The organism is Polaribacter sp. 2305UL8-11, assembly GCF_058147165.1.
The window spans coordinates 27,829-53,295 of sequence record NZ_JBYVJW010000015.1 but is presented as its reverse complement, the minus strand read 5'-3'; the positions used below and the strand labels follow the sequence as shown (position 1 = coordinate 53,295).

Sequence of the window (25,467 nt, the reverse complement as noted above, 5' to 3'; positions counted from 1 at the left end):
ACTTTTAACGACAGATAAAATTCAATATAGAATTTATGATTAAAGCGATTGAAAAAAACCTACAAAGAGGCATAAAATTATTACATACAATTTCTGATGAAGAATACTCTAATAGCTCTGTAGCACCTTATTATTCAAGTATTGGTTGTCATATAAGGCATGTTTTAGACGTTTTTTCTTGTGTTTTAGATGGTTTAGAAAGCAAAACAGTTTACCTAAATAAAAGAAAAAGAAATGCAACAATAGAGTTAAAAACAGATTTCGGACTCGACTATTTTAAACATATCATAAAACAACTTAATAAAATAGAAGACTCAGAACTACAACAAGAAATAATTGTGAATGACGATTTAGGTTTAGGTGTGTCAATCAGCAATTATACTTTAGGAGCTATACTTATGCAAGCTCACAGTCATGCAATTCATCATTTTGCAAGTATTGGTTATATAATTTATCAATTAGGAATCGAGCTGCCAGATGCAGATTTTGGTTTTAATCCTACAACACCAAAAAAAGAAAAGGTTTTATCTGATAAATCTTAATAATTTGACTAAAAGCTTAGTATTAACAGGGTTTTTAGATAATCTTAACATTAAATTTTTGGTTTAAGGCATATATATTGTATCTTATATAAGAACAAAATATTAAATAAATATTATGCTTATTAAAAAACAGAAAATAATTTTTTTATCAACAATATTAATGATGGTGTCTTTATTTATGAAAGCACAAAATCCACTATTCATGTGGCAGTTTAAAAATCAGAATATTAAAAAAACGACACTTCCTATAGAGTTAAAAACGGATATAAAACCTATAAAAGAAATAGAAAATACGTCTTTACAATCTCTTTTAGAAAAAGAAATTTTTAAAAATGAAACCTGGAAAAGATTAATTAAAGGAAAACAAATGTCTATTGGGATTGTAGATTTAAGTGATACAACAAACTTTAAATACGCTGGTTTAAATGATAATTATATGATGTATGCAGCAAGCTTACCAAAAATTGCCATTTTATTAGCTGCTATGGATGCTATAGATAAAGGAGAGTTAAAAGACACTAAAGAAATTAGAACAGATCTAAGATTAATGATTAGTAAATCTAACAATAGAGCTTCTACTAGAATGATTGATAGATTAGGATACAAAAAAATAGAGCAAGTTTTAAGAGCTCCAAAACATAAACTATATGATGAAGAAGTTGGTGGAGGTCTTTGGGTAGGAAAGCGTTATGCAGCTGCTGGTAAAAGAAGTCCAGACCCAATTAAAGGTCTTAGTCATGGAGCTACTACAAGACAAGTTTGTAGTTTTTATTATCAATTGGCTTTGGGTAACCTAATTAACACAGAGAGTTCTAAGCAGATGCTAGCAATTATGAAAAACCCAGATTTACACCATAAATTTGTTAATACTTTAGATAAAGTTGCACCAAATGCAGATGTATATAGGAAATCTGGTTCTTGGAGAAATTACCATTCTGACTCTGCATTGGTTTGGGGGCCAGAAAGAAAGTATATTATTGTGGCTTTGATAGATAATGATTATGGAGAACAAATAATTAGAAATTTAGTAAGACCATTAGAAAAGGTATTAAAAAAATCACGTTCTTTATAAGAAATTTATAAAGCACAAAATTGAAAAAGATAATAGCAAAAACTTTTGGATTAAGAGATGATGAAATACGCATCTCTTTTTTAATGCTTTTATATATTTTTATAGTAATTACAGTTTTACTTATTGTAAAACCAACTGTAAATGCACTTTTTGTTTCTAAACTTGGTGCAGATAAATTACCATTTGGTTATTTAATGGTTGCAGGTATTGCAGTGTTAAGTTCTTATTTTTACAACAGAGCTATTAGAAATTTTTCTTTGGTAAAAATTACAGTAATCTCTTTATTTACTTTTAGTTTTAGTTTTTTAGTACTAAGTATTGTATTAAAATTCTCTTTGGTAAGTAGCTGGGTTCTGTATTTTTATTATGTGTTTATATCTTTATTCGCAGTTTTAGCAACCTCGCAATTTTGGCTTTTTGCAAACATGGTATTTAATGCAAGAGAAGCAAAAAGAAACTTTGGTTTTATAGGAGCAGGAGCAATTGCTGGGGGTATTTTTGGTGGATATTTAACCAGCATCATTGCCAAAAATTTTGGAAACGAATATGCTATATTTTTAGCATCTTTATTGATGTTAATTTGTATTCCCATATTAAAAAAAGTATATGATGAAAGAATACAATATTTAAATTCTTTTAAAAGAAAACAGGTAATTTCCAACCAAGATGTTATAGAAAACTCTTCTTTACGATTAATTTCAAAATCAAAACACTTAACTTACATAGCTCTTATAACTGGTGTAGCAGTTATTGTAGCAAAATTAGTAGATTTCCAGTTTAGTGATTTTGCCAATAAAGCCATACCAAATTCAGATGATTTAGCAGCTTTCTTCGGTTTTTGGTTTTCTACATTTAATGTTGTTGCTTTAGTTATTCAACTGTTTTTAACAAATAGAATTTTAACTAAAATTGGTGTTTCTTCTACTTTGTTAATTTTACCCTTAGCAATAGCATTTGGTAGTTTGTTATTTTTAACGTTTCCAGAGTTATGGGTATTGGTTTTAATTAAAGGTATAGATGGTAGTGCAAAACAATCTCTTAATAAAGCTGCATTAGAATTGTCTGTTATGCCAATTCCTATGGTTATAAAAAACCAAGCTAAATCTTATATAGATGTAGTTGTAGATAGTATTGCAACAGGTTTTGCAGGTTTTTTATTAATCTTCTTAATTAGAAAGTTAAATTTAGATACTACCTATATTACTGTTATTATTCTGTTTTTTACGTTTGTTTGGATTTTGTTTATTTATCGTTTAAGAGAAGCTTACTTTACATCTTTTAAAACAAATATTCAAAAATTTGTAAATTTTGATGAAACTAAAAACGAAAACAGAAAAAAAGAAAACACAATTTCTGAAATTAAAAATGTATTAAAAACAGGTGATGAATCATCAATACTAAATTTACTAGATCGTTTAAAAGATTATAAACAAGCTACTTTTAATAAAGAGATTATTGCACTTTTAGATCATCCTTCAAACAAAATAAAAGCACAAGCTATTGAGTGCTTAGACACTTTTGAGAATATTAATATTTTAGATAAGGTAAAAAAGTTAGTCAATGTAAAAGATGATGTGTTGGTTTATATTGTTTTAGACTACATCATTGCAAATTCGCCAATTACAGACGAATCCTTTTTTAATACTTATTTAGATCACACTAACGAGTATATTGCAAATGGAGCATTGCTGTCTTTAGCAAAACACAGTGCAAACAATGCTAACTTAAGTTTAAAATATGATTTAGAAAATAGGTTAGAGCGTAAAATGTCTTTGTTAACCTCTAAAAATTCAAAAGCAAGAGAAGAGGTTTTAGCAGGTTTGTTAATGAGTATTGCTTTTGCAAATTTAAAACCTTATTACAAATACATAAATATGTATCTTAAAAGTGATAATGCATATATTGTAAAATTTGCTACGATTGCTGCAGGTATAGCTTCTGATGAGGTTTTTATTTACGATTTGTTAGGGTTATTAGCTCAAAAAAAACATAGAAAAGATGCTATAAAAGCACTAACCAATTACGGAACTAAAATTATAGACATTCTTATAAATATTGATAAAAAGGATGAATTACCTCCCAAAATTAAAAGACATATTCCTAAAGTAATTAAATCTTTTAATAATGAGAAAGCTGTAAAAATTTTAAGCAGGTTGCTAAGAAGTAAAAATACTATAACAAGGGTTAATGCTTCTATTTCTTTAACAAAGCTAGTAAAGAAAAACCAAAATTTACAAATAAGTAGGAGGTTTGTTAAAAATCAAATTTTAAGAGAAAGTAGTTATTATAAAAATACCATAGAAATTATTTTTTCATTGCAACACCAAATAAATTTAGATTTAGAAAACACAAAATTAAAGGACAATCAAGCGCTTTATAAAGCGCGAAAAAATATAATTATTGCTTTAGAAAAACTACTTGATCAAAATTTAAAATATATTTTTAACCTTTTGCCATTGCTTTATAATGAAGAAGATATTACCATGACTTTTGCAGGAATCAAAAGCGAAATTAAAGAAGCAAGAATAAACTCTTTAGAATTTTTAGATAATATTTTACAGAAAAAAATTAAAACAATGGTGCTGCCAATTATAGAGCATTATGTTTCAGATAAAAAGTATATCCAGTCTCCTAGCATAGATTTAAATTTATTATCAGAAAAAAAATCATTGCAAAGAATTGTAAGAATGGGTAGTGCAGATATAAAAATTCTTGCTCTTAGATATTTGCAGGTATCTAAAAACAAGAATTTAACTTCTTTATTATTGCCATTAAAAAAATTTAAAAACAACAATGTTTATAAAATTGCAACAGAAACGTATCACTCAATCATTACAAACAGAGATTAGTTATCCTGCTCATCATCATCATCTTTGTAATCTTCTTCTTTAATTTTAGTTTTAATAATATTACTTTCTACGTTTATAATATCATCAATTTTACTAGCTAAATACATGTGAGCACCTGCAGAATTTTTATTTAGAACATTACTCATTAAACAAACAATGTATTTTACACCATTGTTATGTTCTACAATAATAACAGAGTTCATATAATTGAACACATTACCTGCATAACTTGAGCAATTTGGGTCTTTTTCTCGATCGCATTTATAATAACTACCTGATTTAAAATACACAGCAGCACTGTCTAATCTTCTTGATTTTGCATATCTAATTCTCCTATCTGTAAGGTATAAAAGTCGTTTCATTTCTAAACTAGAAGCTTTGTCTACCACCTTTCCTTGCTCTAATTTTACTAAAAATTTCATCAAACCTTTTGGACTTCCAATACTGCCTCCTTTTCTTCCAACGTATTTTCCTGGAGGTCTTGTAAATAACCCTCCTAATCTCCACTCGTCTTCTGTAATTCCTAAATCTCTTAAAGGTTTATTTACAACTGTATTTGCTAAGTTTGTAAGAGAATCTCTTGGAGTTTCTTTAAAATAATTCTCTGCTTTTTCGGCATCTAAGAAAAAATATTCTTGTCCAAAAGCTGCCATTAACATTGCTTCTCTATACATAATGCTTGCAGCCCCATTATTACTTACAGAAACCATGTGATCTAACCATTCAAATAAAGAAAACTCATCACTTGCAATTACTCTTCTTTTGGTTAGCCTATTTTTTTCTATGTCATAAATTGGTATGGTATGATGGTCTCCTAAGCCCCAATATCTACTTGTAACTTTTATGTTTTTTAAATAGCCAATTCTGTCCTCAAAAGAATCTGGACATAGTTTACTTAATTGGTCAAAAACTGCTAATAAAACAGCTATTTTACCTACACTTCCTGGTTGATATCCTGCATTTTCTCTATGTGCTGCGTATCTTAAATTATCTGGATTACTCATATCCATTACAGCTAAAGAGTACCTGCCTTTTGGAGTTATACGTTTTATTTTTCTTTCAAATTCTGGGTCAGAAATGAGTAAATCATTTACACTATCTGTAGTTTTATTTAAGAGGTTTAGTTTTATATCACTCCATTTTTTATAAGCTCCTGGAGGAATTCTTCGATAGCGAACACTGTCTAACTGAAATTTTCTAATTTGATACAAACGTTTTATGCCTGAATATTCATAACCATCTATTGGATACTCCATAAAACCAAAAGAGGCAATTATAAGCACTACTATTACTACGTATTTACTTTTCATATTTTATATTTTTTCTGATAAATCTATTCTTGTACTAATTTTTACTTTTGGGGTAATTGAGTTTAAGTAGTCAGAACTTTTTGCTTGTTTGTTTTCTACAAAAGGTCTTATTTGAAATAACCACAATTTATTATTTTTAAAACCAAATTCTACATCGTAAGCTTGGTTTTTTTCAGCATGATCATTACCAATTTTCTTTCTAATTGCAGAGGCTAACTCTCTGATATCCGAAACATTTTGATTGTTTAGAATTGGCTTGTTAAAAGTTGTATAGTACTTTTTTGTACTACCAGTTGCAGGTAATCTAATGTAATCTGGTTGTCTTGCTGGACTTAATAAAAAACTAGAGTTTTTTGTAATTAACCTTGTTTCTGCAGATTGTCCATCTACAGCACCTCCAGCACCTCTACTAAAAGCAACTGTTAAATCGTTTTCTGTACCTTGGTTAATTCCTTTTGTAATCATTACTCCAGAATAATCTACATCTACGCTTGGTATGATTAAAATAGATGGATACACATTTTCTGGATTCAATAAATACTTCTGCCTCCATTTAAAGCTTCTTTCTGTATAAGCAGATGCCCATACTTGTTTAATTCCTTGAATTATTTTTTCTTCTTTTAAAATATTAAAAAGTGTTAAGTTTAATCCTGCACCTGTAAATTCCTTTAAATCTTCCATATTGGTATCACTCCTTAAAAAAACAGGAACACTACCTATTTCTCCACCAAATATTGATGAAAAACTACTTTTTAAATCTTTTACAAAGGCATCATCTAAGTTGATGTTTAAAATTGATGTATGCAGTTTATGTAAAGATTTAAGTAAATATTTTTCTATTTTTTCTTCAGAAACGCCATTCTTTTTTTTCGAATCTGCATTTTTAAAAGTGTCATTTAAATATTGCCAATAGGTTTTTCCTTCATTTGGCATTTGCATGTTCATGTGAGATTTAAAAATTCCGAAAGGAATAATTAATCCTTCTACCACTTGTTCTGGAAATAAGTTTTTAAGTTCTCCTAAATTTGCTGCTTTAGGGCCACATAAAATACCAGAATCTGTAGCTTTTACATCTCTCATATTAATAATCTTAGACACATCTAATTTTAATTGATCTGTAGGAACCTTTATCATATTTTTAGTACTCTCTTTTTTATTAAACAAAGCACGCTCTTCATCAGACATGTCTTTTTCTGATTTTAAAATGACATTACCTTTACTAGAAACAGCATAAAATACATTTTGATTGTTGTATTTCTCAAGAGATTTTAAGTTTTCATTGGACAAAGCAGCATTAGGTATTCCTAAGTTTCTTGCTAAAAGTTGTACATGAGAAACTAAATTCCCTTCAGAAACAGTCATAATTCCTGCAACAGGTTTTAAATCTGATGGTGGCTTTTGAAAGATATAAATGTTGTTTGTGTTTACTTCTACTTCTTCAGGATTCCCATCAACAACTATTAATTTACCAAAGGCATAGCCAGGATTTAATCCTCTTATTGCACCTTGGTTTTGAATGCTCATTACATTGTTATTTATGTTTGATGTTTTAGCAGCATAGGTACTTAATTTACTTACTGTTTCACCTAAATTTAGTGTAATAGAATTTCTGATTCTATCATCTATAAAACTATAAGCCAAGGGTTCAAAAGCAGCATACGTATTTACATCTTCTTGATAATTTGCCTTTACTAAAGAAGTACTCCATTCTACAATTCTTCTAGCATTTGCAACTAAGGCATTTAATTCTCCTAAAGTTGTTTTTTCTTGTGCTAATGTGTTAGAAAATATAGGTCTTACAATATCATATTCCCAAGTTTCTACTAAGCCAGTTGCGTAAGAAGCACAAGCAAGAGTTTCTGCTTTTAAGATGGTTTCTTGCAATGTTTCTGTGTTCCAATTTTGTGTTTCTATTAATAATATTTTTTCAAATTGATTGGTTAAATCGAGTAACTGTAACCGATCTTTACTGTTTTTAAATTGTGTGATGTTTTTTCTTAAAAACTCTAAATTATCGGTTATATTAATGGCAATATCTTTTGGTGATAAGTCAGATTTATCTTTATTTACAAAGTACTTAAGCTGCTCTAATAAATTACGATCATCCTTAATTTTTGAAATATCTTTAGCAATTGTTTTATAATCTAATGGAGCGTAAAAAGCGTCCATTGTTTTTAAAAGTTTATCAAAAAGCTTTTTTTCTGATTTATTTATTTTAGATGCATTTTTCTTTATATAGTTTTGTACTAAATATATATCTGATTTTTGAGGATTACCATGAATTTTAATTCTCAAATCCATAAAATCAGGAATTTTCTCAGCCAATATTTTAGACTCATTTCTCATAGCTTGAGCAATGTTGCTATCTCCATTATGAGGAATATCTTTAAGAGATTGTCTAATTAAATAATAATTAGCCTCTAAAAAATCGTCATCTTTTAAAATTGTTTCAAAAAAACTTTTTCCCCAGGCTTCTTCATCTTCAGATTGTACAGAACCTCTGTAAAACTGACCTCTTTTTAGCACCCAACCATCATCTACACCTGCCAAATACTGTCCTATTTGGTATTGTTTTAATCTGCTAAAATTATGTGCTCTATCTAAAAAATCATTTTTATTTACAGCTGCTAAAATTTCTCCAAAAAAAAGGTGATTTGTTTTTCTTAAATTTAGTGCAGATTTTTTAAAGCTTGCATGTTGTATACCTCCTCCAATAGAATCTGGACAAGGGTCTTTGGGGTCTCTAATACTACCATCTTTACAAAACCATTTAATTCTGTAATAAGGACCTCTTCTATCTTTTTTATAACTTTCAACTAAATTTTTTATCTCTAAATTAGACTTTTCTTGAGAAAAAGTATAACAAGCCATAAATAAAAGAAGTAAATAAATAAATAGTATTTTTTTGTACATAGTTGTGTTTTGTTTGATTGTTTTGTAAAGCTATACTATTTATTGGTTATTGTAAAATTATAGATTTATTACAATTAACAAAAAAATGAAATGAGTCAAAAACTTTTTATTTTGTAGATTTTTGAGAAATTTTCTCTACTCTATTTAAACAAAAGGTTTTAGAGTTTTGTACAAGATGTATTTCTTTACAAGTTGTTGGGTAGGTAATATGATAAGGTTGGTTGTAATTAAAATCTTTATTAGAATTAATAAATAAACCTTCAAAATCTTTGATTCCTGTAGCAGTAAATCTTGTAACTTTATAAATGTTATTTTTTATGTGTTTTTCCATTTTAAACCAAGCACCACTTCCAATTCCACCAAGCCAAGTGCCATCTTTTAATTCAAAAAGTGTTGTATTTGGCAACTCTGTGCCTATTAAATTGGGTTCGTTATCAAACCTGTTTAAAAAAGATTCTTTGTATTCTTTAAGAATAGATCTGTTTTTATAAAATGATACTTTTTGATTTTCTATGTTGTAAATTTTATTGGTTGATGTGCCTTTTATTACGTTACCAATAGGACTTGGTGTAAATAAGTTAGAGTTTTTTAAATGAGATTTTATTTTTTTATTTGTTGTTGATGCTATAATTACATCTGTTACAAAACGTGCACAATTAGTTCCTTTTTTTATAAAAGCTCCGTAAGGAATTTCTCTTAAATTTATTAAAGTACTTATAAAATAGGATGCTTTTGCATAATTAACTTGCGTGTTGATTGTAGCAACCAATCTACCATCTCCATGAGTTTTTTCTGGATTTTTATCTAACCATAATAAAATTTCCTCTACGTTACTAAGCGCATCATTGCAAAACTTAGCACTAATAGGAATAACCAATTCTGGGTCGGTTTCTTTAGAGCGTACACGTCCATTGCCATAACTGGTAATATACCTTCCAAAATCGAAATAATTAATTTCTGGTGTTCCTTTTTTTATCAATAATAATGCAGCATGACCAGCTTGTACAGCATGCTTACCACCAATACCAAGTAAAGGCCAAATTTTACTAGAGCGTTCCCAATATGCAGGTCTTACAATAGTATCTGGATAAGAAAGGATGATGATAATTCCGTCAGAATTTTGCATTCTTTTTAATTGTTGAAGAGTGCTTTTAATACTATTTTAAAGGTTTTAAATGCGAAAAAAATGGTAAAAATCATCAGCAAAGCTGCAAACACTAAAATTATATAAGATAAAAATTCATTAGAAGTATTATCAAATTTTTTTAAGGCTTTAAAGCCCATAGTTAGTGCAATTGGAGATGCAATAAAAAGTAAAATTAAAAACCCTAAATATTTTAAACCTTTTCCTAATAAATTTAAATTTGTGCTCATTTTTTATGATTTTTTATAGCATTTCTTACACTCCCAAATTTTTGTAGCAATTCATTTGCTAATTTTTGGTCGATATTTAATTCTTTTGCTAACATTTTTTGACCTCTTTCTACTAATTTATTATTAGACAATTGCATATCTACCATTTTGTTGCCTTTTACTTTGCCAAGTTGAATCATGGTAGTAGTAGAAATCATATTTAATACTAATTTTTGAGCAGTTCCTGCTTTCATTCTAGAGCTACCAGTAACAAATTCTGGCCCTACAACTACTTCTATAGGAAACTGAGAAACTTTTGCTAAAGGACTATTTTTATTGCAGGTAATACAACCAGTTATAATATTGTTTTCATTGCATTTTTCTAAAGCAGCAATAACATAAGGTGTTGTGCCAGAAGCAGCAATACCAATAACTACATCATTCTTGTCTATTTTATATGCTTGTAAATCTAACCAACCTTGTTTGGTAGAATCTTCTGCAAATTCTACAGCTTTTCTAATAGCAACGTCTCCACCTGCAATTAAACCAACAACTAATTCATGAGGAACTCCAAAAGTTGGAGGGCATTCAGATGCATCTAAAATACCTAATCTACCAGAAGTGCCTGCACCTATATAAAAAAGACGACCGCCTTTTTTAAAATTTAAAATTACTTGATTTGTAATTTTTTCTATTTGTGGTAAAGCTTTTTCTACAGCTAAAGCCACAGTTTTGTCTTCTTTATTAATGTTGGTTAAAAGTTCTATAACACTCATCTTTTCTAGATGATTGTAATTCGAATCTTGTTCTGTAGTTTTTGTAAAATCCATCGTTCAAAAATACTGTTTTTTTGTATTCTTTTTCAAGGTTTTAAAAAACCTTGTGGATGTTAATGAGTTTTTTATTAAATGGATTTTATAAAATTTTTTTTGCTAATTTTTTTCTACAAGCTTTACATTGTATGTGCTTGTTTCAGAAATATGAAAATAACCTAAAGGAAAATTTTCTTCTTTAGAAGTGTTTATCATATTACCTAATAAAGATGAAGGAACTGTTTGAAAAGGTCCACCTGCATTTTGACCACTTTGATCTATTAAAACTCTAAAATAAGTATAGTATTCTTTAGATATTCCAGACATTTTTATAGTAACAGTTGTTGGCAGTTCTATTTCATCTTCTTGATAAAAAAATGAAAAATTATAGTTAGAGCCATTAAAAAAACGATCTTCTATAGCTAAATATAGAGTATTTGTAAAATCGAAAATATAAAAATCTTCTCTAGTTCCATCATCAGGAAACTCTACTATTAATTCAGTTTCTTTACCAGAAAACAATGTTTTATCTCCTTGAGATACTTTTGTTAATGGCTCAGATTTTATCCTTTTTGCTTTTCCTTTATAGGTCTGGTTTTCATATACAACAGTTAATTCGTATTCTGTATTATCTTTTGGTAAAAAAGAACTTACTGGAGTGTAATTTCCATTGCCTAAAAAATCATTAAAATTTATGATAGAATTATCAGATAAATCTGTGATAAAAACGGTTGCATTGGTAACTGCAGGAATAGTTTCATTAAAATAATCTGCAGATTTTCTAAGTTTAACAACTGTATTTGCAACTACAGGATTTTGATTAAAATATACTTCAAAAGCAGCATCAATAATAAGTTTTGGCTCTGTAGAAGGTACATTAACATCAATTACTTTTTCACAATTTGCAAAAAAGAAACAGATTAAAATAGGAAGTATGTATATCTTTTTCATCGAATTAAAATTTGAAATTGTAAGTTACAGAAGGCACTAAACCAAAGATAGATGTTTGTACTGCTTCATTTCTCATTGTTTCTCTGTTCTGTAAAAAATTGATGGAAGCCGCATTTTGGCGTCCATACACATTATAAATACCAAAAACCCATTCTCCTTGCCATTTTCTGTTTTTGTTTTTTCTTGGAGTTAAGGTTGCAGAAAGATCTAATCTGTGATAGGCAGGTAATCTGTCTGCATTCCTTCTATTATCATCATAAATAGGAACATTTAAGCCTTGCACTTCATATTGTCCAACAGGATAATTGGTGGGTTGCCCAGTTTGAAAAACAAAATTAGAGTTGAATTTCCATTTTTCGTTTAACTCATAACTTGCATTTATAGAAAAATCATGTGTTTTATCAAAAGGAGTGCTGTACCAATTTCCTTGATTAATTCCAGCTTCACTAGCATTTCTTCCAGCTGTTAATTGCTCAGATCTAGATAGTGTATATGCTAACCAACCTTTTAATTTGCCTTCATTTTTTTTAAATAAAACCTCTAAACCATAAGCTCTGGCTTTACCATTTAAAATTACGGTTTCTATTTCATTGTTAGCAATTAAATTGGCTCCATTTATATAGTCTATTCTATTTTGAATGTCTTTATAAAAAAACTCTGTTTCTAGAGTATAATCGCTATCTTTTATAGATTTAAAATAACCCACTGCAAATTGGTCTAAAAGCTGAGGTTTGATATATTTTCCACTAGGAGTCCAAACATCTAATGGAGTAGGAGAGGCAGTATTAGAAAGTAAGTGAAGATACTGAGCCATCCTATTGTAACTTGCTTTAAAAGAAGTATTATCATTTAAAATATAGGACATAGAAAGACGTGGTTCTAAGTTGTTAAAACTTGCAATAACATCACTTCTTTTAAAAGATTCTGTACCTGTAGCTACTGCAGATTTGTATTTTTTAAATTCGCTATCGTAAATTACGGCTTGGTTATTTTGATAGGTGTTTAACTCATCTTGACCTAATCTTGTAAAATTGCTAAAACGAACTCCATATTGCAAACGCAGTTTATCGCTAATTTTATGCTCTGCATCTATGTAAGCAGCAAATTCGTTGGCATATTTATCTATCAATTTTTCTGCAACAATACCAGAATCGTCTCTATTTGGAATAATTTTTCCAGGATTAAATTTTATGTAGATATTATTTATACCATAGCTTAATTTGAATTTATTGTTGATGTAATGTTTAAAATCATATTTTAGATTGAAATTTGTGATTCCAGAATCCCATTCAAAACCAACAAAATCAAGTGTTAATCCGTAAAAATAATCAGAGTAGATTAAGGATAAATTAGAAAATAATTTATCAGAAAACAGGTGATTCCAACGAAGGTTTACAACCGAATTTCCATAGGTATTTACAAAACTATCGTTTATACCAAATACATCTTTACCAAAATAAGTGGATAAGAAAAGGTTGTTTCTATCATTTAAACGATAATTAATTTTACTATTTAAATCATAAAAATAGGCTTTGTTATCATTATCAAACAAGGGCAAAAATAAATGTGCATAAGAAGCTCTACCACCTATTAAAAAAGAACTTTTCTCTTTTTCTATTGGGCCTTCTGCTAATAATCTGCTAGAAACTAAACCAATACCTCCAGTTAGTTTAAACTCTTTACTGTTTCCTTCTTTTTGATAAATATCTAAAACTGATGACAATCTTCCTCCGTATTTTGCAGGAATTCCACCTTTATATAAACGAACATCTTTAATTACATCTGGATTAAAAACGGAAAAAAATCCAAATACATGTGATGAGTTAAAAACAATTGCTTCATCTAATAATATTAAATTTTGATCTGCTGCACCACCTCTAACATTAAATCCAGAAGCACCTTCACCAGCACTAGTAACACCAGGTAATAATATAAGAGATTTAATAATATCTGCTTCACCTAAAACCACAGGAATCTGCTTTATAGTTGCTGAGGTTAGTTTGTTTACACTCATTTGAGGGGTTCTCAAATTTAAATTTTCGATATTACTTTCTATAATAATTTCATCTAAGCTTTCTGTTTCTTCTTTTAGCTTAAAGTTTTTTGTGAGTTTTTTAGTTAATTCTATAGTTTCTAGAAGTGTTGTAAAACCCAAATAGCTAACTTGAACTTTATAAGTACCTTTTGGTATGGTTACAGAGTAAAAACCGTATTCATTAGTAGTTGTTCCAGAATTTAATTCAGGAAAATAGATAGAAACTCCAATAAGAGTTTCATTATTGCTATTATCGTAAACAGTACCACTTATGGTTACTTTTTCTTGACTAAAGATAGTTGTAGAAAGAAAGAGGAACAGCAATAACAACTTTTTGTGTAACATCATTTTTTGTTTAATGATTTTAATTTTATTGTAAACAAAAATACAATTCTAAACTATAAGAAAAAGTTAAAAAAAGACTTTTAATTATATATAATGTCTTCTACTTCTATTTTTTTGTTTTCTATAAAATCATAAAGTGTTAAACGTCTAAGTGTGTAGTAATCTACCCAGAATTTTTCTAAAGAATTTAAATATTGTAACACAGATCTGTCTTTTTCTTGCAAAGCGATGTTTAAATCTGTGATAGTAATTTTACCCAAAACAAATCTTTTTTTTGTGATTTCATATCTTTTAATAGAAATTTCTTGTGCTTTTTTTGCAGTTTCTAAAAAATTACGCTGGTTTTGCCAATTTAAAACATGCAGATAAATTTCTTGCTCAAACTCTTGTTCATCCTGTTCTATGTTGGTGTTTACCAAATCTTTATTTGCTTCAACTAATTTTCTTCTAGATTTAGAAACTCCCCAGTCTAAAATAGGAATTCCTAAAGATAAAGTTACATTTTGTTGCTGATTATAGTTTTGAAACAAATCATTAAATACTGCACCTTGTTGAGATATACCAAAGTTGGCTCTTAAACTCATCTGCAATCTGTTGTTTCCTTTAACTTCTGCAACATCCTGCTGTGCTTGTAAACGTTTTCTTCTAAATTCTATCACTGCTTTTCTATTGGCTTTGGCTTCTTCTAATGCTTTTTTTACAGTTACAGAGAATAAAGACAATTCTTTAGGAACACTTAAAAGAATATCTTCTGTGTTTAAAGACAAGTATCTAGATAAATTTTGCGAAGACCTTTTAAAATTTATTTCGTTTGTAGTAACACCATTTTTAGAATTTAAGACAGAAAGTTCTATTTGTAACAAATCGTTTTCGGCTATTTTTCCCATCTTAAATCTTCCTTTAGAGATTTGATAGAGTGTGTCTTGGTTAGATAAATTAGACTTGGCAATTCTTGATTGAACCTGAGCTTTTAACAAAGCAAAATATCTTCTAGCAGTATTTAGAGAAATCTGTTCCATATTTTCTATAAATTCTCTTTTAGCCTCTTCATATAATAATGGTTCAATTTTTTTATCCCATTTAAATTGATTGTAAAAAAGAGAATTTTGCCTGTAATTGATAGAAAATGGTATTACAGAAAAACCTGTAGATTTATTAGGCTCAAAACGATCTACTCTTTCTAATTGAGAACTTATTGAAAAAGTACCACCTGTTAATGCTATATTTTGATTTACGGATAAAGTACCGTCAAAACGAATTTGATTAGATCTTCTGAAATCGTCAGAACCATCATCTAAAGTAATCCTATTTACAGAGTTTCTATATTGTGGTAAAGTTGCATCTAAACGCAATTGAGGTAAAAAACTTGCTTGATAATTTCTAAACCTCCAATAACTAGCTTGATTTTGATTTAAAAGTGTTTTGTAATCTGGAGAATTTTTTTGAGCAATTGAAATTGCCTCATTTAATGTAATTTGTCTTTGACTATAGATAGATACTGATAGTAAAAAGAAAAATAATAATATTGTTTTTTTCATGGCTTATTCGTGTCTAATGGCTTCAATAGGGCTTTTACTTGCAGCAGATCTTGCAGGAGCAATTCCAAAAATTAAACCAATTAAGGTAGCTACAAAGAACGAAAGTAAAATGGAGCTTAATGATAAAATAGTTTCAATACCTGTGGTAATTTCTAAAATATAGGAGGCAAAAATACCTAGGAAAATTCCTATAATTCCACCACCAATACTAACTAAAACAGATTCTGTTAAAAACTGAAGAATTACATCTTCTTGTGTAGCACCTATGGCTCTAATAATTCCGATTTCTTTTGTACGTTCTAAGACAGAAGCTAGCATAATATTCATAATTCCAATACCACCAATAAGTAAAGAAATTCCAGCAATAATACTTAGTACAATATTAAAAATCTGTTTGGTTTTTTGTTGTTGTTTAAGTAGTTGTATAGGAATAGAAATTTCAAAATCAACCATTCCATTATGTCTTCTTTTTAACATTCTACTTAGTACATCTGCAGTTGCATTTAATTCTGAAGATTTATTTACTTGCACAACTAACTTGTCTATTTGATGATAATTTCCTCTTGGTATTTTCTTTTTGGGACCTTGTTGATTGCCACTAATAAAAACAACTCCACCTCCAGTATCTATAGGTTTATCACTAATAATTTTACGGTCTTTGTAACGAACTAAAAAAGTTTTTACAGGTATGTAAACATCCCAATTCATATCTCTTATACCTAAATTTTCTTGGGCATTTTCTGAGATGAATTTTTCTTCGATAACACCAATTACTTGGAGCCAAACATCTTTTACTTTTATTTGTTTGCCAATTGCACTTTGTCCAGTAAAAAGTTTTTTCTCAATTTTTTTTCCTATGATGCAAACAGAAAGTGAGTTTTCTAATTGTGCTTTAGAAAAGTTTTTACCACTTTCTATAGCAATATTAGAAGTTGCAAAATAATCTGTAGTAACTCCAATTAATTTTACGGGACTTTGTCTCCCTTTTTTAATTACGTAGGTTTCTAAAATTATTTCTGGGCTTGCCGTTTTTACAGAGGGTATGTTTTTTTTAATGCTATTAACATCCAACATATCTAATCCTTTAGAAAAACGTTTTACAGTAATTCCTCCTTCATCAGCTTCTTCTTCGTTTTCATTTTCTTTTTCATCTGGAATAGGAGTAATAACAATATTGTTTACACCAACTAATTCTAATTGTGCTAAAATTTCTTTTTCTGCTCCATTACCAATAGCTAACATTGTAATTACTGCAGCTACACCAAAAATAATTCCTAAAGAAGTTAGTAAAGTTCTTACTTTATTTGTTAAAATAACACGAACAGCTTCTGTAAAATTAGACTTTAATTTTTCAATATAGATTTTGTCTATCATAAGAAAAACTAATTTAATTTTGCAATTTGTTCTTTTTCATAGCCTTCTGGTTTGTTTAAATAAATGACATCGTTTTCATTTAAACCTTTGGTAATGATAACAGCGTCATTGTTAGAATCACCAATTTCTACTTGATTTTTAATTATTGAAAAACCAGATTTTTTATAAACATACGTAATAGAATCTTTAGAAAATATTGCTTCTAGAGGGACACTTAAAACATCTTTTCTTTCAAAAGTAAGAATCTTGTTAGAGGTTGTCATTCCAGGCCTAATGTTGTTATTAGAGCCATTTAACTTAATTAAAACTTGAAAAACTTTTATATCAGAACCTCTTTTTTTCTCACCAACATTGGCAACACTGGTAACTACACCTTCCATTTCTATATCAGGAAAAGCATCAAAACCAACTTTTACAGGCAGTCCTTTTTTTATCTTTCTAATGTCTACTTCGTTGGCATAGGTTTTAGATTCCATTTTGGTTAAATCTGGCAAACTTGCAATTGTAGGATTCCAAGGACTAATATTGGAACCTACTTTTTTCTTGCTTCCATCCCAGTTTTTATCATACGTTATCATTCCATCTCCATCAGAAAAAATGGTAAAAGCTTTTAATAAGTTTAAAAGATCATTTAGTTTTTTATTAATTTTAGAAACTTGTGTGCCAACTTCTACCATTTTAGCATTGGCTTGCCTCTTTTTTATTTTATAGTTTTCTAGTTTCTCTTTTAAACCTCTTTCTGCTTTTTCTAAATTAATTTCTAGCTTTTTAATAGTTGCAGGAGGTTCATAAATAGATTGTTTAAGCTCTAGTCTGGTTTCTTCCATACTAAAACGTAAATCTTTAATTGCATTTCTTTCTTGTTTTAAAGATAAAGTAGTGTCTAGTTGTTGTTGGGTATATTTAGATTGTGCAGTTTCTAGGTTTAAACGTGCATCAAGAATTTGTTCATTTACACTGCTTGGGTCTAGTCTACCTACATAATCTCCTTTTTTTACAATGGTACCTTCTGCAACTAAATCTTGAATTTTAATGTTGTTAAGTCTAAATTTTCTTAAATTACTTGGGCCATTTATTTTTTTTAGACTTGTAGATTGAGCTTCTCCAGAAGTAATAACTTCACTAATAAAATCTCCTTTTTTTACTTTTGATGTGAGATAAACTTTATCATCTGAAGATGGAGAAAAATAGCTGTATATAAAGTAGATAGCGATTAATGTTGCTACAGAAATAATAGCAATTTTTTTCTTATTCATCGGGTTTGGATTGATTATTAAAAACCAAATCTAATAAAAAAAGAGTGCTAAAAAGCACTCTAATTTGTTAATGTTTTGAGAAAAAATTACCCTAAAATAGTATTTAAAGTATTGTTTGGTCTCATAGCAGCATTTGCTAAAATATCATTTGGTTGATAATAACCTCCTATATTTACAGAATTTCCTTGAATTTCATTTAATTCTGTAACAATTTTATTTTCATTTGCCTTTAAATCTGTAGCAATTTTTGTGAATTGAGCTTTTAAATCTGCATCTTTATTTTGATTAGCCAAACCTTCTGCCCAATACATTGCCAAGTAAAAATGAGCACCTCTATTGTCTAACTCACCTACTTTTCTTGATGGAGATTTGTCATTGTCTAAAAATTTATCTGTGGCATCATCTAGAGTTTCTGCTAAAATTAAAGCTTTAGAATTGTTTGTTGTATTACCTAAATGTTCTAAAGAAACTGCTAAAGCTAAGAATTCTCCTAAAGAATCCCAACGCAAATGGTTTTCTTCTATAAATTGTTGTACATGTTTTGGTGCAGAACCTCCAGCACCAGTTTCAAACAAACCACCACCATTCATTAATGGTACAATAGATAACATTTTTGCAGAAGTACCTACCTCTAAAATTGGGAATAAATCTGTTAAGTAATCACGTAAAACGTTTCCAGAAACAGAAATTGTATCTTCTCCTTTTACAATTCTCTCTAAAGTAAATTCAGTTGCTTTTATTGGCGATAATATTCTGATATCTAAACCAGAAGTATCGTGATTTGGTAAATAGGTGTTCACTTTTTTGATGATTTCTGCATCGTGAGCTCTATTCTCATCCAACCAAAAAACAGCAGGAGTTTGAGAAGCTCTAGCTCTAGTAACTGCTAATTTTACCCAATCTTGAATTGGTAAATCTTTAGTTTGGCACATTCTCCAAATATCTCCTTCTTCTACAATATGCTCTGTTAATATATGATTATTGGCATCAACCACCACAACTTTTCCAGCACTAGCAATTTCAAAAGTTTTATCATGAGAACCATATTCTTCTGCTTTTTGAGCCATTAAACCAACATTTGGTACTGTACCCATTGTTGTTGGATCAAAAGCGCCATTCTTTTTACAGAAATCTATTGTTGCTGCGTAAATACCTGCATAAGAACTATCAGGAATAATTGCTTTTGTATCTTGTAATTCTCCTTTTGCATTCCACATTTTTCCAGAAGTTCTAATCATAGCTGGCATAGAAGCATCTATAATAACGTCTGAAGTAACATGTAAATTGGTGATTCCTTTGTCAGAATTTACCATAGCCAAAGCTGGTCTTTTTTTATAAATATCTGCAATGTCTAATAAAATTTCTGCTTTCTTTTCTTCAGAAACCTCGTCTAAGTTACTCAGCACATTTGCAAAACCAACATTTGGGTTTACACCAATTTTATCAAATGTTTCTCCATGTTTTTCGAATAATTCTTTGTAAAAAACCTTTACAGCATGACCAAAAATAATTGGATCAGAAACTTTCATCATTGTACCTTTCATGTGCAGAGAAAGTAGTACATCTTGTTTTTTTGCATCTGCTACTTGAGCTTCTAAAAAGGTAATTAAAGCTTTTTTACTCATTACAGTTGCATCGATAATTTCTCCATCTAACAAAGAAATTGATTCTTTTAAAATGGTTTCAGAACCATTATTAGCAATATGTTTTATGGTTACAGATGTAGCTTTAGAAACTGTTACAGATTTTTCGTTATGAGCAAAATCATCAGCACTCATAGTTGCAACATGTGTTTTAGAATCTGCAGTCCAAGCACCCATAGAGTGTGGGTTTTTACGAGCATAATTCTTAATTGCTTTTGGTGCTCTCCTGTCTGAATTTCCTTCACGTAAAACTGGGTTTACAGCAGAACCTTTTACTTTGTTATAACGTGCTAAAATTGATTTTTCTTCCTCAGTTTGTGCATCTTCAGGAAAATCTGGAATTTCATAGCCCAATGCTTGCAACTCTTCTATTGCAGCTGTTAATTGAGAAACAGAAGCACTAATATTTGGTAATTTTATAATATTTGCTTCTGGTTTTTTAGCTAAATCACCTAAAATAGCTAAGGCATCTTCAACTTTTTGTTCTTCAGTTAAAAAATCAGAAAAATTAGCTAAAATTCTTGCAGCTAAAGAAATATCTTTCACCTCAATTTCTATATTAGAAGTTTTTGTAAAAGCTTTTACAATGGGTAAAAAAGATCTTGTTGCTAAAGCTGGAGCTTCGTCTGTTTTTGTGTATACAATTTTAGCTGTTTTACTCATTTTTTTATTTTTTTTTAAGTAATTCTTTTGTGTGAAAAATTCATAAAACAACATTTAGTTTTATGAAAGCCAGCAAATTTAAGAATTAAAGACGAGATTTTTAATGGTAAAATGCTATTAATTAGGGGCATTTATTGTGATTTTAATAATTTTTGAAATCGATTTCGTAGAAGTTAAAAATAAAAGCCATATCGTACAATTTCTTGTAATGATATGGCTTCTTTGAAATAGTTTTTTACACTGTTTTGTATTGCTACAAAAATCAAATAAAAGTTGCCTTTTATTTTTCTTTAATAAAAGAAATTATGTTTCGCTATTTCAGTGGTTGAAACATCCTTAATTATAAAAAAGCATGTTACTTTTTGTCTAATTTTTATTAATGTTTCAGATTGTTATCCTAAATATTACAATTTTAAAAGAAAACTTTTTACAGTTATATATCTATAAAAATTAGATGTATTTGAGATGAACAATATATAAAGAACGTTACTTTATGTATTTACTCTTAATTTAATAATATTAGTTTTTGAAGACTGATAATTTGAATTAGTTCGTAAATTCTTTTGTAAATATATATGTGATTTCTATTTTTTCAAAATTTTTAACTAATTAGAAGTCAACACACTATTAACCATGGTTATTAACATTTGTTCATTAAAAAAGCGCTGTGATAATTCACAACGCTTTTTTAAATATTTTTGGTAAAAGAACTTATCTTCTTTTTTCAGTAATTCTTGCTTTTTTACCAGTAAGACCTCTAAAGTAAAAGATTCTTGCTCTTCTAACTTTACCTCTTTTATTAACTTCAATTTTTTGAATAGAAGGTAAGTTTACAGGAAAAATTCTTTCTACACCAACTGTACCAGACATTTTTCTGATAGTAAATGTTTCTGAAAGACCAGTTCCTCTTCTTTGTAGTACAACTCCTCTAAAAAACTGAGTTCTTACTTTTTCACCCTCTTTAATTTCGTAGAATACAGTAATTGTATCTCCAGCAGCAAATTCTGCAAATTCTTTTTTTGTTACAAATTCGTCTTGAACAAATTTTATTAAAGATTCCATATCTTATAATTTAATTGGTTTTGTAAAGCAACATTCACGATTTCTTCGTCAGAGGTTAATTTAGCGGTTGCAAAAATAATACTTTTTTTTAGTTGATAAAATTAAATGTCAATTATTTTTTTGGCTGATAGTCAGTACAATAGAAAATCCAGAATTTTCTGCTTTGCCAACTATTAATTTTTATGATAATTGGTTCTAATTCAGTTACATTTTTAAAATGTTTCTTTAGTAAAGGATTGATTTTTCCTAACTTTTTATCATTGTTAAAACGTTTGTCAGAATTTATAAAAATGGCATTTTTTCCTTTTAAGGTAGATAAATCATCACCTAAATAATCAAAATGTAATGCAGGTAAGCCTATGATGTTTTGAGCATACACTTTTTCATCCATAAAAAAGTTTAAACAAGCAGATGTTTTGTAATTATCGTTAGAAAAAACAAAAGTATTTACTTGTTTTTCTTTTAAATTATCTATTTCTACAGCTAATTCTTTCCAGCCAACCCAAGTATCATCACTTTTAATAGGTATTAAGTAAAACAAAATCTGAATGCTTAATAAAAGGTGAATTGTAATTGAAAAAATAATTTGAACCTTTAATAATTTTTTACTGATAAACATACCAGCAATAATAATTCCTGTAATATAAGAAGGCATCATCCAATTTAGTTTTACCCAATAAATAGGTGTTAAAAGGAAAAAACCAACAAAAGTGGGTACAAAAAAAGCTAATAAAAATAAGGTTTTTGCTTTTGGAATTCTTAATTTTAATAGTGCTCTTTTTATATATTTAAAGGTAAACGTGATAAAGATTATAAATAAAACTGGCAACAATAAAAACATTTGATGACCAATGGCACCAAAGAAATTTTTTGGCGAAATTTTAAATTCTGAAATAGAACTGGTTCTTTCTGAAGATTGAAAAGCAAATGAGGCAAATTCGTTTTGGTAATTCCAATACCAAACAGGAAATGTAACAGCAAGAGAAATAATTATCGAAAACCAAAACCAAGGAGAAAAGAACAATTTTCTGTGCTTGTTAGAAAAAGCAAGAAAAGCAATTAATCCTATTTGTAATAAAAGTGCTGTGTATTTGCTGTTAAAAGCTAAACCCATTGCAATTCCTCCTAGAATCCAATACCATTTTTTGTCTTCAAAAATAGCCTTATACAAGCAAATTAAACTCAATGTCCAGAATAATAATAAAGGTACATCTGGTGTGGAATTAAATGAAAGTATAGAGACAAAAATGGTAGATGCTAATAAAATGATGGCTCTTTGTAATTTTTGTTTTGATAGGAAGTAAGAAGCTAGCTTATAGAAACTTAGAATTGTTAAAGAAGTAATTATAAAATCTGTAAATTTGATAACAAATACAGATTGCCCAAATATTTCTGAAAAAAATCTTAACAAGTACCCAATCATTCCTGGATGATCGAAATAAGATAAAGACAAGTTTTGCCCATATAAATAATAATAGGCGTCTTGTGGCATTAATCCCATAAATGGGAGTAAAACCAATCGAAATAATTGAAATCCTAAAACCCAAGAAATGGCTTTATTATTTTTTATGATAGATAAAAATTTACTCATTATTTAACAAGTCAGGTCTTATTTTAGCTGTTCTTTCATAAGCTTTTTCGCTTCTCCAATCTTCAATTTTAGGAAAATTTCCAGACAATAAAATATCTGGAACTTTCATTCCTTCAAAATCTGCGGGTCTTGTATATACAGGAGGTGATAACAAATTATCTTGAAAAGAATCTGTTAAGGCAGATTGTTCATCACCAATAACCCCAGGAATTAATCGTACAATTGCATCTACTAAAACAGCAGCAGCTAGCTCTCCACCTGTTAAAACATAATCACCAATAGATATTTCTTTAGTAATGAATAGATCTCTAATTCTTTGATCTACACCTTTATAATGGCCAGTTAAAATAAGTATATTTTCTTTTAAAGAGAGCGTATTTGCAGTAGATTGGTTGAGTGTTTTTGCATCTGGAGTCATATAAATAACTTCGTCATAAGCTCTTTCTGAGTGTAGTTTTTTGATGCAATTTGCAATGGGTTCAATCATTAGTACCATTCCTGCACCACCACCAAATTGCGTGTCATCTATTTGTTTGTAATTACCTAAACCATATTTGCGTAAATCATGAATTACAATTTCTGCTAAACCTTTGTCTTGCGCACGTTTTACTATAGAATGACTAAATGGACTTTCTAATAAATTGGGTGCTACTGAAATAATATCTATTCGCATTTTGCAAATGTAGGATTTCTTTTTATGTTTATCTATTCTACAATTAAAGTAAAGAGGATGCTATATTTTACATTTACTTTTTTACCACCTTGCAAACCTGGTTTTACTTTTGGGAGTCTTTGCATAACACTTATTACTTCTTCTTTAATTTTAGGATGTGGTGCTCTAACTTTTAGATCAGCAATTTTTCCTTTTGTATTTATTTTAAAATTGATAAGTATTTTTTTTCTTCCTGTACTCAAGCCTAGTTTGTTTGGTAAGCTAGTATTAAATTTTTTAGCAAAGTGCATTTGTACACCTCTACTAAAACAGTTCTTTGCATCAAACACGTTTTTAGATTTTTCGCAACCAGGATAAATAGGTACAGTTTCAGAACTTATTATAGAATTTGTTTCTACAACAGGTAAGTTATCTTTTAAAGACAAGATTTGAGTAAAATAGATACTAAGATTATTTATTTGTTGAAATTTTAAACTATCTATTGGATAATTTTTAAATGAATTAATAATCAAATTATTTAATGTATTTGAACGAGCAGTGGTTTTAATATTGATAGGTTTGTGCTTTTTGTCTAGCTCAAACCTTAAAGATATCGTGTTTTTAATTCTACTTAAATTAGCTTTTTCTAAATCATTAGTAGTTATTTTTTCTTTGAGAAAAAGAGCAAAACTATTTGTAGAATTTCTATCAAATATAGAGTCGTAATTGATTTTCTTTTTCTTAAATGGAGGTATATTGTTTTTGTTAAATTTAAAACTTGCATTGTATTTCCAATAGGTAGCTATTGAGTTAAGTGTTGCAGGTTTTTTAAATTTAGGAAAACTGTCTATTGCATTCTCAATAGGCTTTTGAAATAATTTTGATGATTTTAATTTATTTAAAACAAGCATTCCTTTGTTATTAACTATCATTTCTAAGCTAACATTAAAATCTCTAACTTGTTTAAAACGTTTTACAATTGAAAAATCAATATTTTCAAAAAAATAGTCTTTTATTTTTCTTTGAATACAAGTTTTAATATCTGGATAATACTCTAAGTCACTACAGGAATTACAGTTTGGTAGGGTTTTTCTGTTAATTTTTTCGCTGCAATCAAAAATATTTCTGTTTTTTCTTCCTGAAATTATCTGTAAATAATAAATACTTTTTTTACTTATAGTATCTAAATTTAATTTTGCTAAGGGATATTTTTTAAATGCCTCAATAATTTTTTTGTCAACCTCAGATTTAGAAAATGTATTTAATTTAATACTGTAAGGTTCGTTTTCTTTATTAATTAAAAAAGACATATTTACAGATTTATAGTTGTTGCTATAACGAATTTTTTTTAATAGTTTTTTAGAGATTGTTTTATTAAAATATTTAGAAAGCTCATTATTTGGATTGGTATTCGTAAAATCTGTAAATGTGAGTTCTGTATTAGATTGGCAAAAATTAATGCTACTAGTTAGAAATATAAGGGTTATGATTATTTTTTTCATAATA

18 protein-coding genes are annotated in these 25,467 nt (G+C 28.6%); 3 read left to right on the top strand and 15 right to left on the bottom strand.

Going from position 1 to position 25,467, the window contains the following annotated elements; all coding sequences use genetic code 11:
- Positions 1-35: 35 nt before the first annotated feature.
- From ACY2RW_RS13545 to ACY2RW_RS13535, 3 genes are all read left to right on the top strand, one after another.
- A complete protein-coding gene (locus tag ACY2RW_RS13545) occupies positions 36-542 on the top strand; it encodes a DinB family protein (RefSeq protein ID WP_490123269.1) in 507 nt (168 codons plus the stop codon).
- A gap of 121 nt (positions 543-663) precedes the next feature.
- Positions 664-1,614 (top strand): serine hydrolase, encoded by a 951-nt coding sequence (locus tag ACY2RW_RS13540; RefSeq protein WP_490123321.1) that lies wholly within the window; start codon positions 664-666, stop codon positions 1,612-1,614.
- Between the two features lie 20 nt (positions 1,615-1,634).
- Positions 1,635-4,463: an NTP/NDP exchange transporter gene (locus ACY2RW_RS13535; protein WP_490123268.1), complete on the top strand. Its 2,829-nt coding sequence runs from the start codon at positions 1,635-1,637 to the stop codon at positions 4,461-4,463.
- Here the strand turns inward: ACY2RW_RS13535 and ACY2RW_RS13530 are convergent.
- The 15 genes from ACY2RW_RS13530 to ACY2RW_RS13460 form a co-directional block, all read right to left on the bottom strand.
- On the bottom strand, positions 4,460-5,773 hold the full coding sequence (locus ACY2RW_RS13530) for a serine hydrolase (protein WP_490123267.1): 1,314 nt from the start codon (positions 5,771-5,773) through the stop codon (positions 4,460-4,462). The genes ACY2RW_RS13535 and ACY2RW_RS13530 overlap by 4 nt on opposite strands.
- A gap of 3 nt (positions 5,774-5,776) precedes the next feature.
- Positions 5,777-8,686 (bottom strand): PEP/pyruvate-binding domain-containing protein, encoded by a 2,910-nt coding sequence (locus ACY2RW_RS13525; RefSeq protein ID WP_490123266.1) that lies wholly within the window; start codon positions 8,684-8,686, stop codon positions 5,777-5,779.
- A gap of 106 nt (positions 8,687-8,792) precedes the next feature.
- On the bottom strand, positions 8,793-9,812 hold the full coding sequence (locus ACY2RW_RS13520; RefSeq protein WP_490123265.1) for a DUF6695 family protein: 1,020 nt from the start codon (positions 9,810-9,812) through the stop codon (positions 8,793-8,795).
- 5 nt (positions 9,813-9,817) lie between these two features.
- Positions 9,818-10,060 (bottom strand): DUF6095 family protein, encoded by a 243-nt coding sequence (locus ACY2RW_RS13515; protein WP_490123264.1) that lies wholly within the window; start codon positions 10,058-10,060, stop codon positions 9,818-9,820.
- A complete protein-coding gene (gene murQ / locus ACY2RW_RS13510; protein ID WP_490123263.1) occupies positions 10,057-10,869 on the bottom strand; it encodes an N-acetylmuramic acid 6-phosphate etherase in 813 nt (270 codons plus the stop codon). The genes ACY2RW_RS13515 and murQ overlap by 4 nt, the downstream gene beginning before the upstream one ends.
- Before the next feature lie 102 nt (positions 10,870-10,971).
- Entirely contained in the window at positions 10,972-11,802 is an 831-nt protein-coding gene (locus tag ACY2RW_RS13505) for a DUF4249 family protein (protein ID WP_490123262.1), read from the bottom strand.
- Between the two features lie 4 nt (positions 11,803-11,806).
- Positions 11,807-14,185, bottom strand: a complete 2,379-nt coding sequence (locus tag ACY2RW_RS13500; RefSeq protein ID WP_490123261.1) for a TonB-dependent receptor — start codon at positions 14,183-14,185, stop codon at positions 11,807-11,809.
- A gap of 77 nt (positions 14,186-14,262) precedes the next feature.
- Positions 14,263-15,720 (bottom strand): TolC family protein, encoded by a 1,458-nt coding sequence (locus ACY2RW_RS13495; RefSeq protein WP_490123260.1) that lies wholly within the window; start codon positions 15,718-15,720, stop codon positions 14,263-14,265.
- 3 nt (positions 15,721-15,723) lie between these two features.
- The gene (locus ACY2RW_RS13490; protein WP_490123259.1) at positions 15,724-17,094 is read right to left on the bottom strand and encodes an ABC transporter permease; all 1,371 of its coding nucleotides are present in this window, start codon (positions 17,092-17,094) and stop codon (positions 15,724-15,726) included.
- Positions 17,095-17,102: 8 nt separating this feature from the next.
- Positions 17,103-18,350 carry an efflux RND transporter periplasmic adaptor subunit gene (locus tag ACY2RW_RS13485; protein ID WP_490123258.1) on the bottom strand — a complete coding sequence of 416 codons (1,248 nt, stop codon included), beginning with the start codon at positions 18,348-18,350 and terminating at the stop codon, positions 17,103-17,105.
- A gap of 86 nt (positions 18,351-18,436) precedes the next feature.
- Complete coding sequence (locus tag ACY2RW_RS13480) at positions 18,437-20,656, bottom strand: NADP-dependent isocitrate dehydrogenase (RefSeq protein WP_490123257.1); 2,220 nt, start codon at positions 20,654-20,656, stop codon at positions 18,437-18,439.
- Between the two features lie 711 nt (positions 20,657-21,367).
- Positions 21,368-21,718 (bottom strand): 50S ribosomal protein L19, encoded by a 351-nt coding sequence (gene rplS, locus ACY2RW_RS13475; RefSeq protein ID WP_490123256.1) that lies wholly within the window; start codon positions 21,716-21,718, stop codon positions 21,368-21,370.
- A 112-nt stretch (positions 21,719-21,830) separates the two neighbouring features.
- A complete protein-coding gene (locus tag ACY2RW_RS13470; protein WP_490123255.1) occupies positions 21,831-23,309 on the bottom strand; it encodes a glycosyltransferase family 39 protein in 1,479 nt (492 codons plus the stop codon).
- Positions 23,302-23,982, bottom strand: a complete 681-nt coding sequence (gene trmD / locus ACY2RW_RS13465; protein WP_490123254.1) for a tRNA (guanosine(37)-N1)-methyltransferase TrmD — start codon at positions 23,980-23,982, stop codon at positions 23,302-23,304. The genes ACY2RW_RS13470 and trmD overlap by 8 nt, the downstream gene beginning before the upstream one ends.
- A 32-nt stretch (positions 23,983-24,014) precedes the next feature.
- Positions 24,015-25,463 carry an energy transducer TonB gene (locus ACY2RW_RS13460; RefSeq protein ID WP_490123253.1) on the bottom strand — a complete coding sequence of 483 codons (1,449 nt, stop codon included), beginning with the start codon at positions 25,461-25,463 and terminating at the stop codon, positions 24,015-24,017.
- Between the last annotated feature and the right edge of the window lie 4 nt (positions 25,464-25,467).

Coding starts and splice junctions, on each gene's coding strand:
- ACY2RW_RS13505 (WP_490123262.1), bottom strand. CDS start 11,802: ATGAAAAAGATATACATACTTCCTATTTTAATCTGTTTCTTTTTTGCA.
- ACY2RW_RS13500 (WP_490123261.1), bottom strand. CDS start 14,185: ATGATGTTACACAAAAAGTTGTTATTGCTGTTCCTCTTTCTTTCTACA.
- murQ (WP_490123263.1), bottom strand. CDS start 10,869: ATGGATTTTACAAAAACTACAGAACAAGATTCGAATTACAATCATCTA.
- trmD (WP_490123254.1), bottom strand. CDS start 23,982: ATGCGAATAGATATTATTTCAGTAGCACCCAATTTATTAGAAAGTCCA.
- ACY2RW_RS13480 (WP_490123257.1), bottom strand. CDS start 20,656: ATGAGTAAAACAGCTAAAATTGTATACACAAAAACAGACGAAGCTCCA.
- ACY2RW_RS13485 (WP_490123258.1), bottom strand. CDS start 18,350: ATGAATAAGAAAAAAATTGCTATTATTTCTGTAGCAACATTAATCGCT.
- rplS (WP_490123256.1), bottom strand. CDS start 21,718: ATGGAATCTTTAATAAAATTTGTTCAAGACGAATTTGTAACAAAAAAA.
- ACY2RW_RS13520 (WP_490123265.1), bottom strand. CDS start 9,812: ATGCAAAATTCTGACGGAATTATCATCATCCTTTCTTATCCAGATACT.
- ACY2RW_RS13490 (WP_490123259.1), bottom strand. CDS start 17,094: ATGATAGACAAAATCTATATTGAAAAATTAAAGTCTAATTTTACAGAA.
- ACY2RW_RS13495 (WP_490123260.1), bottom strand. CDS start 15,720: ATGAAAAAAACAATATTATTATTTTTCTTTTTACTATCAGTATCTATC.
- ACY2RW_RS13470 (WP_490123255.1), bottom strand. CDS start 23,309: ATGAGTAAATTTTTATCTATCATAAAAAATAATAAAGCCATTTCTTGG.
- ACY2RW_RS13545 (WP_490123269.1), top strand. CDS start 36: ATGATTAAAGCGATTGAAAAAAACCTACAAAGAGGCATAAAATTATTA.
- ACY2RW_RS13515 (WP_490123264.1), bottom strand. CDS start 10,060: ATGAGCACAAATTTAAATTTATTAGGAAAAGGTTTAAAATATTTAGGG.
- ACY2RW_RS13460 (WP_490123253.1), bottom strand. CDS start 25,463: ATGAAAAAAATAATCATAACCCTTATATTTCTAACTAGTAGCATTAAT.
- ACY2RW_RS13530 (WP_490123267.1), bottom strand. CDS start 5,773: ATGAAAAGTAAATACGTAGTAATAGTAGTGCTTATAATTGCCTCTTTT.
- ACY2RW_RS13525 (WP_490123266.1), bottom strand. CDS start 8,686: ATGTACAAAAAAATACTATTTATTTATTTACTTCTTTTATTTATGGCT.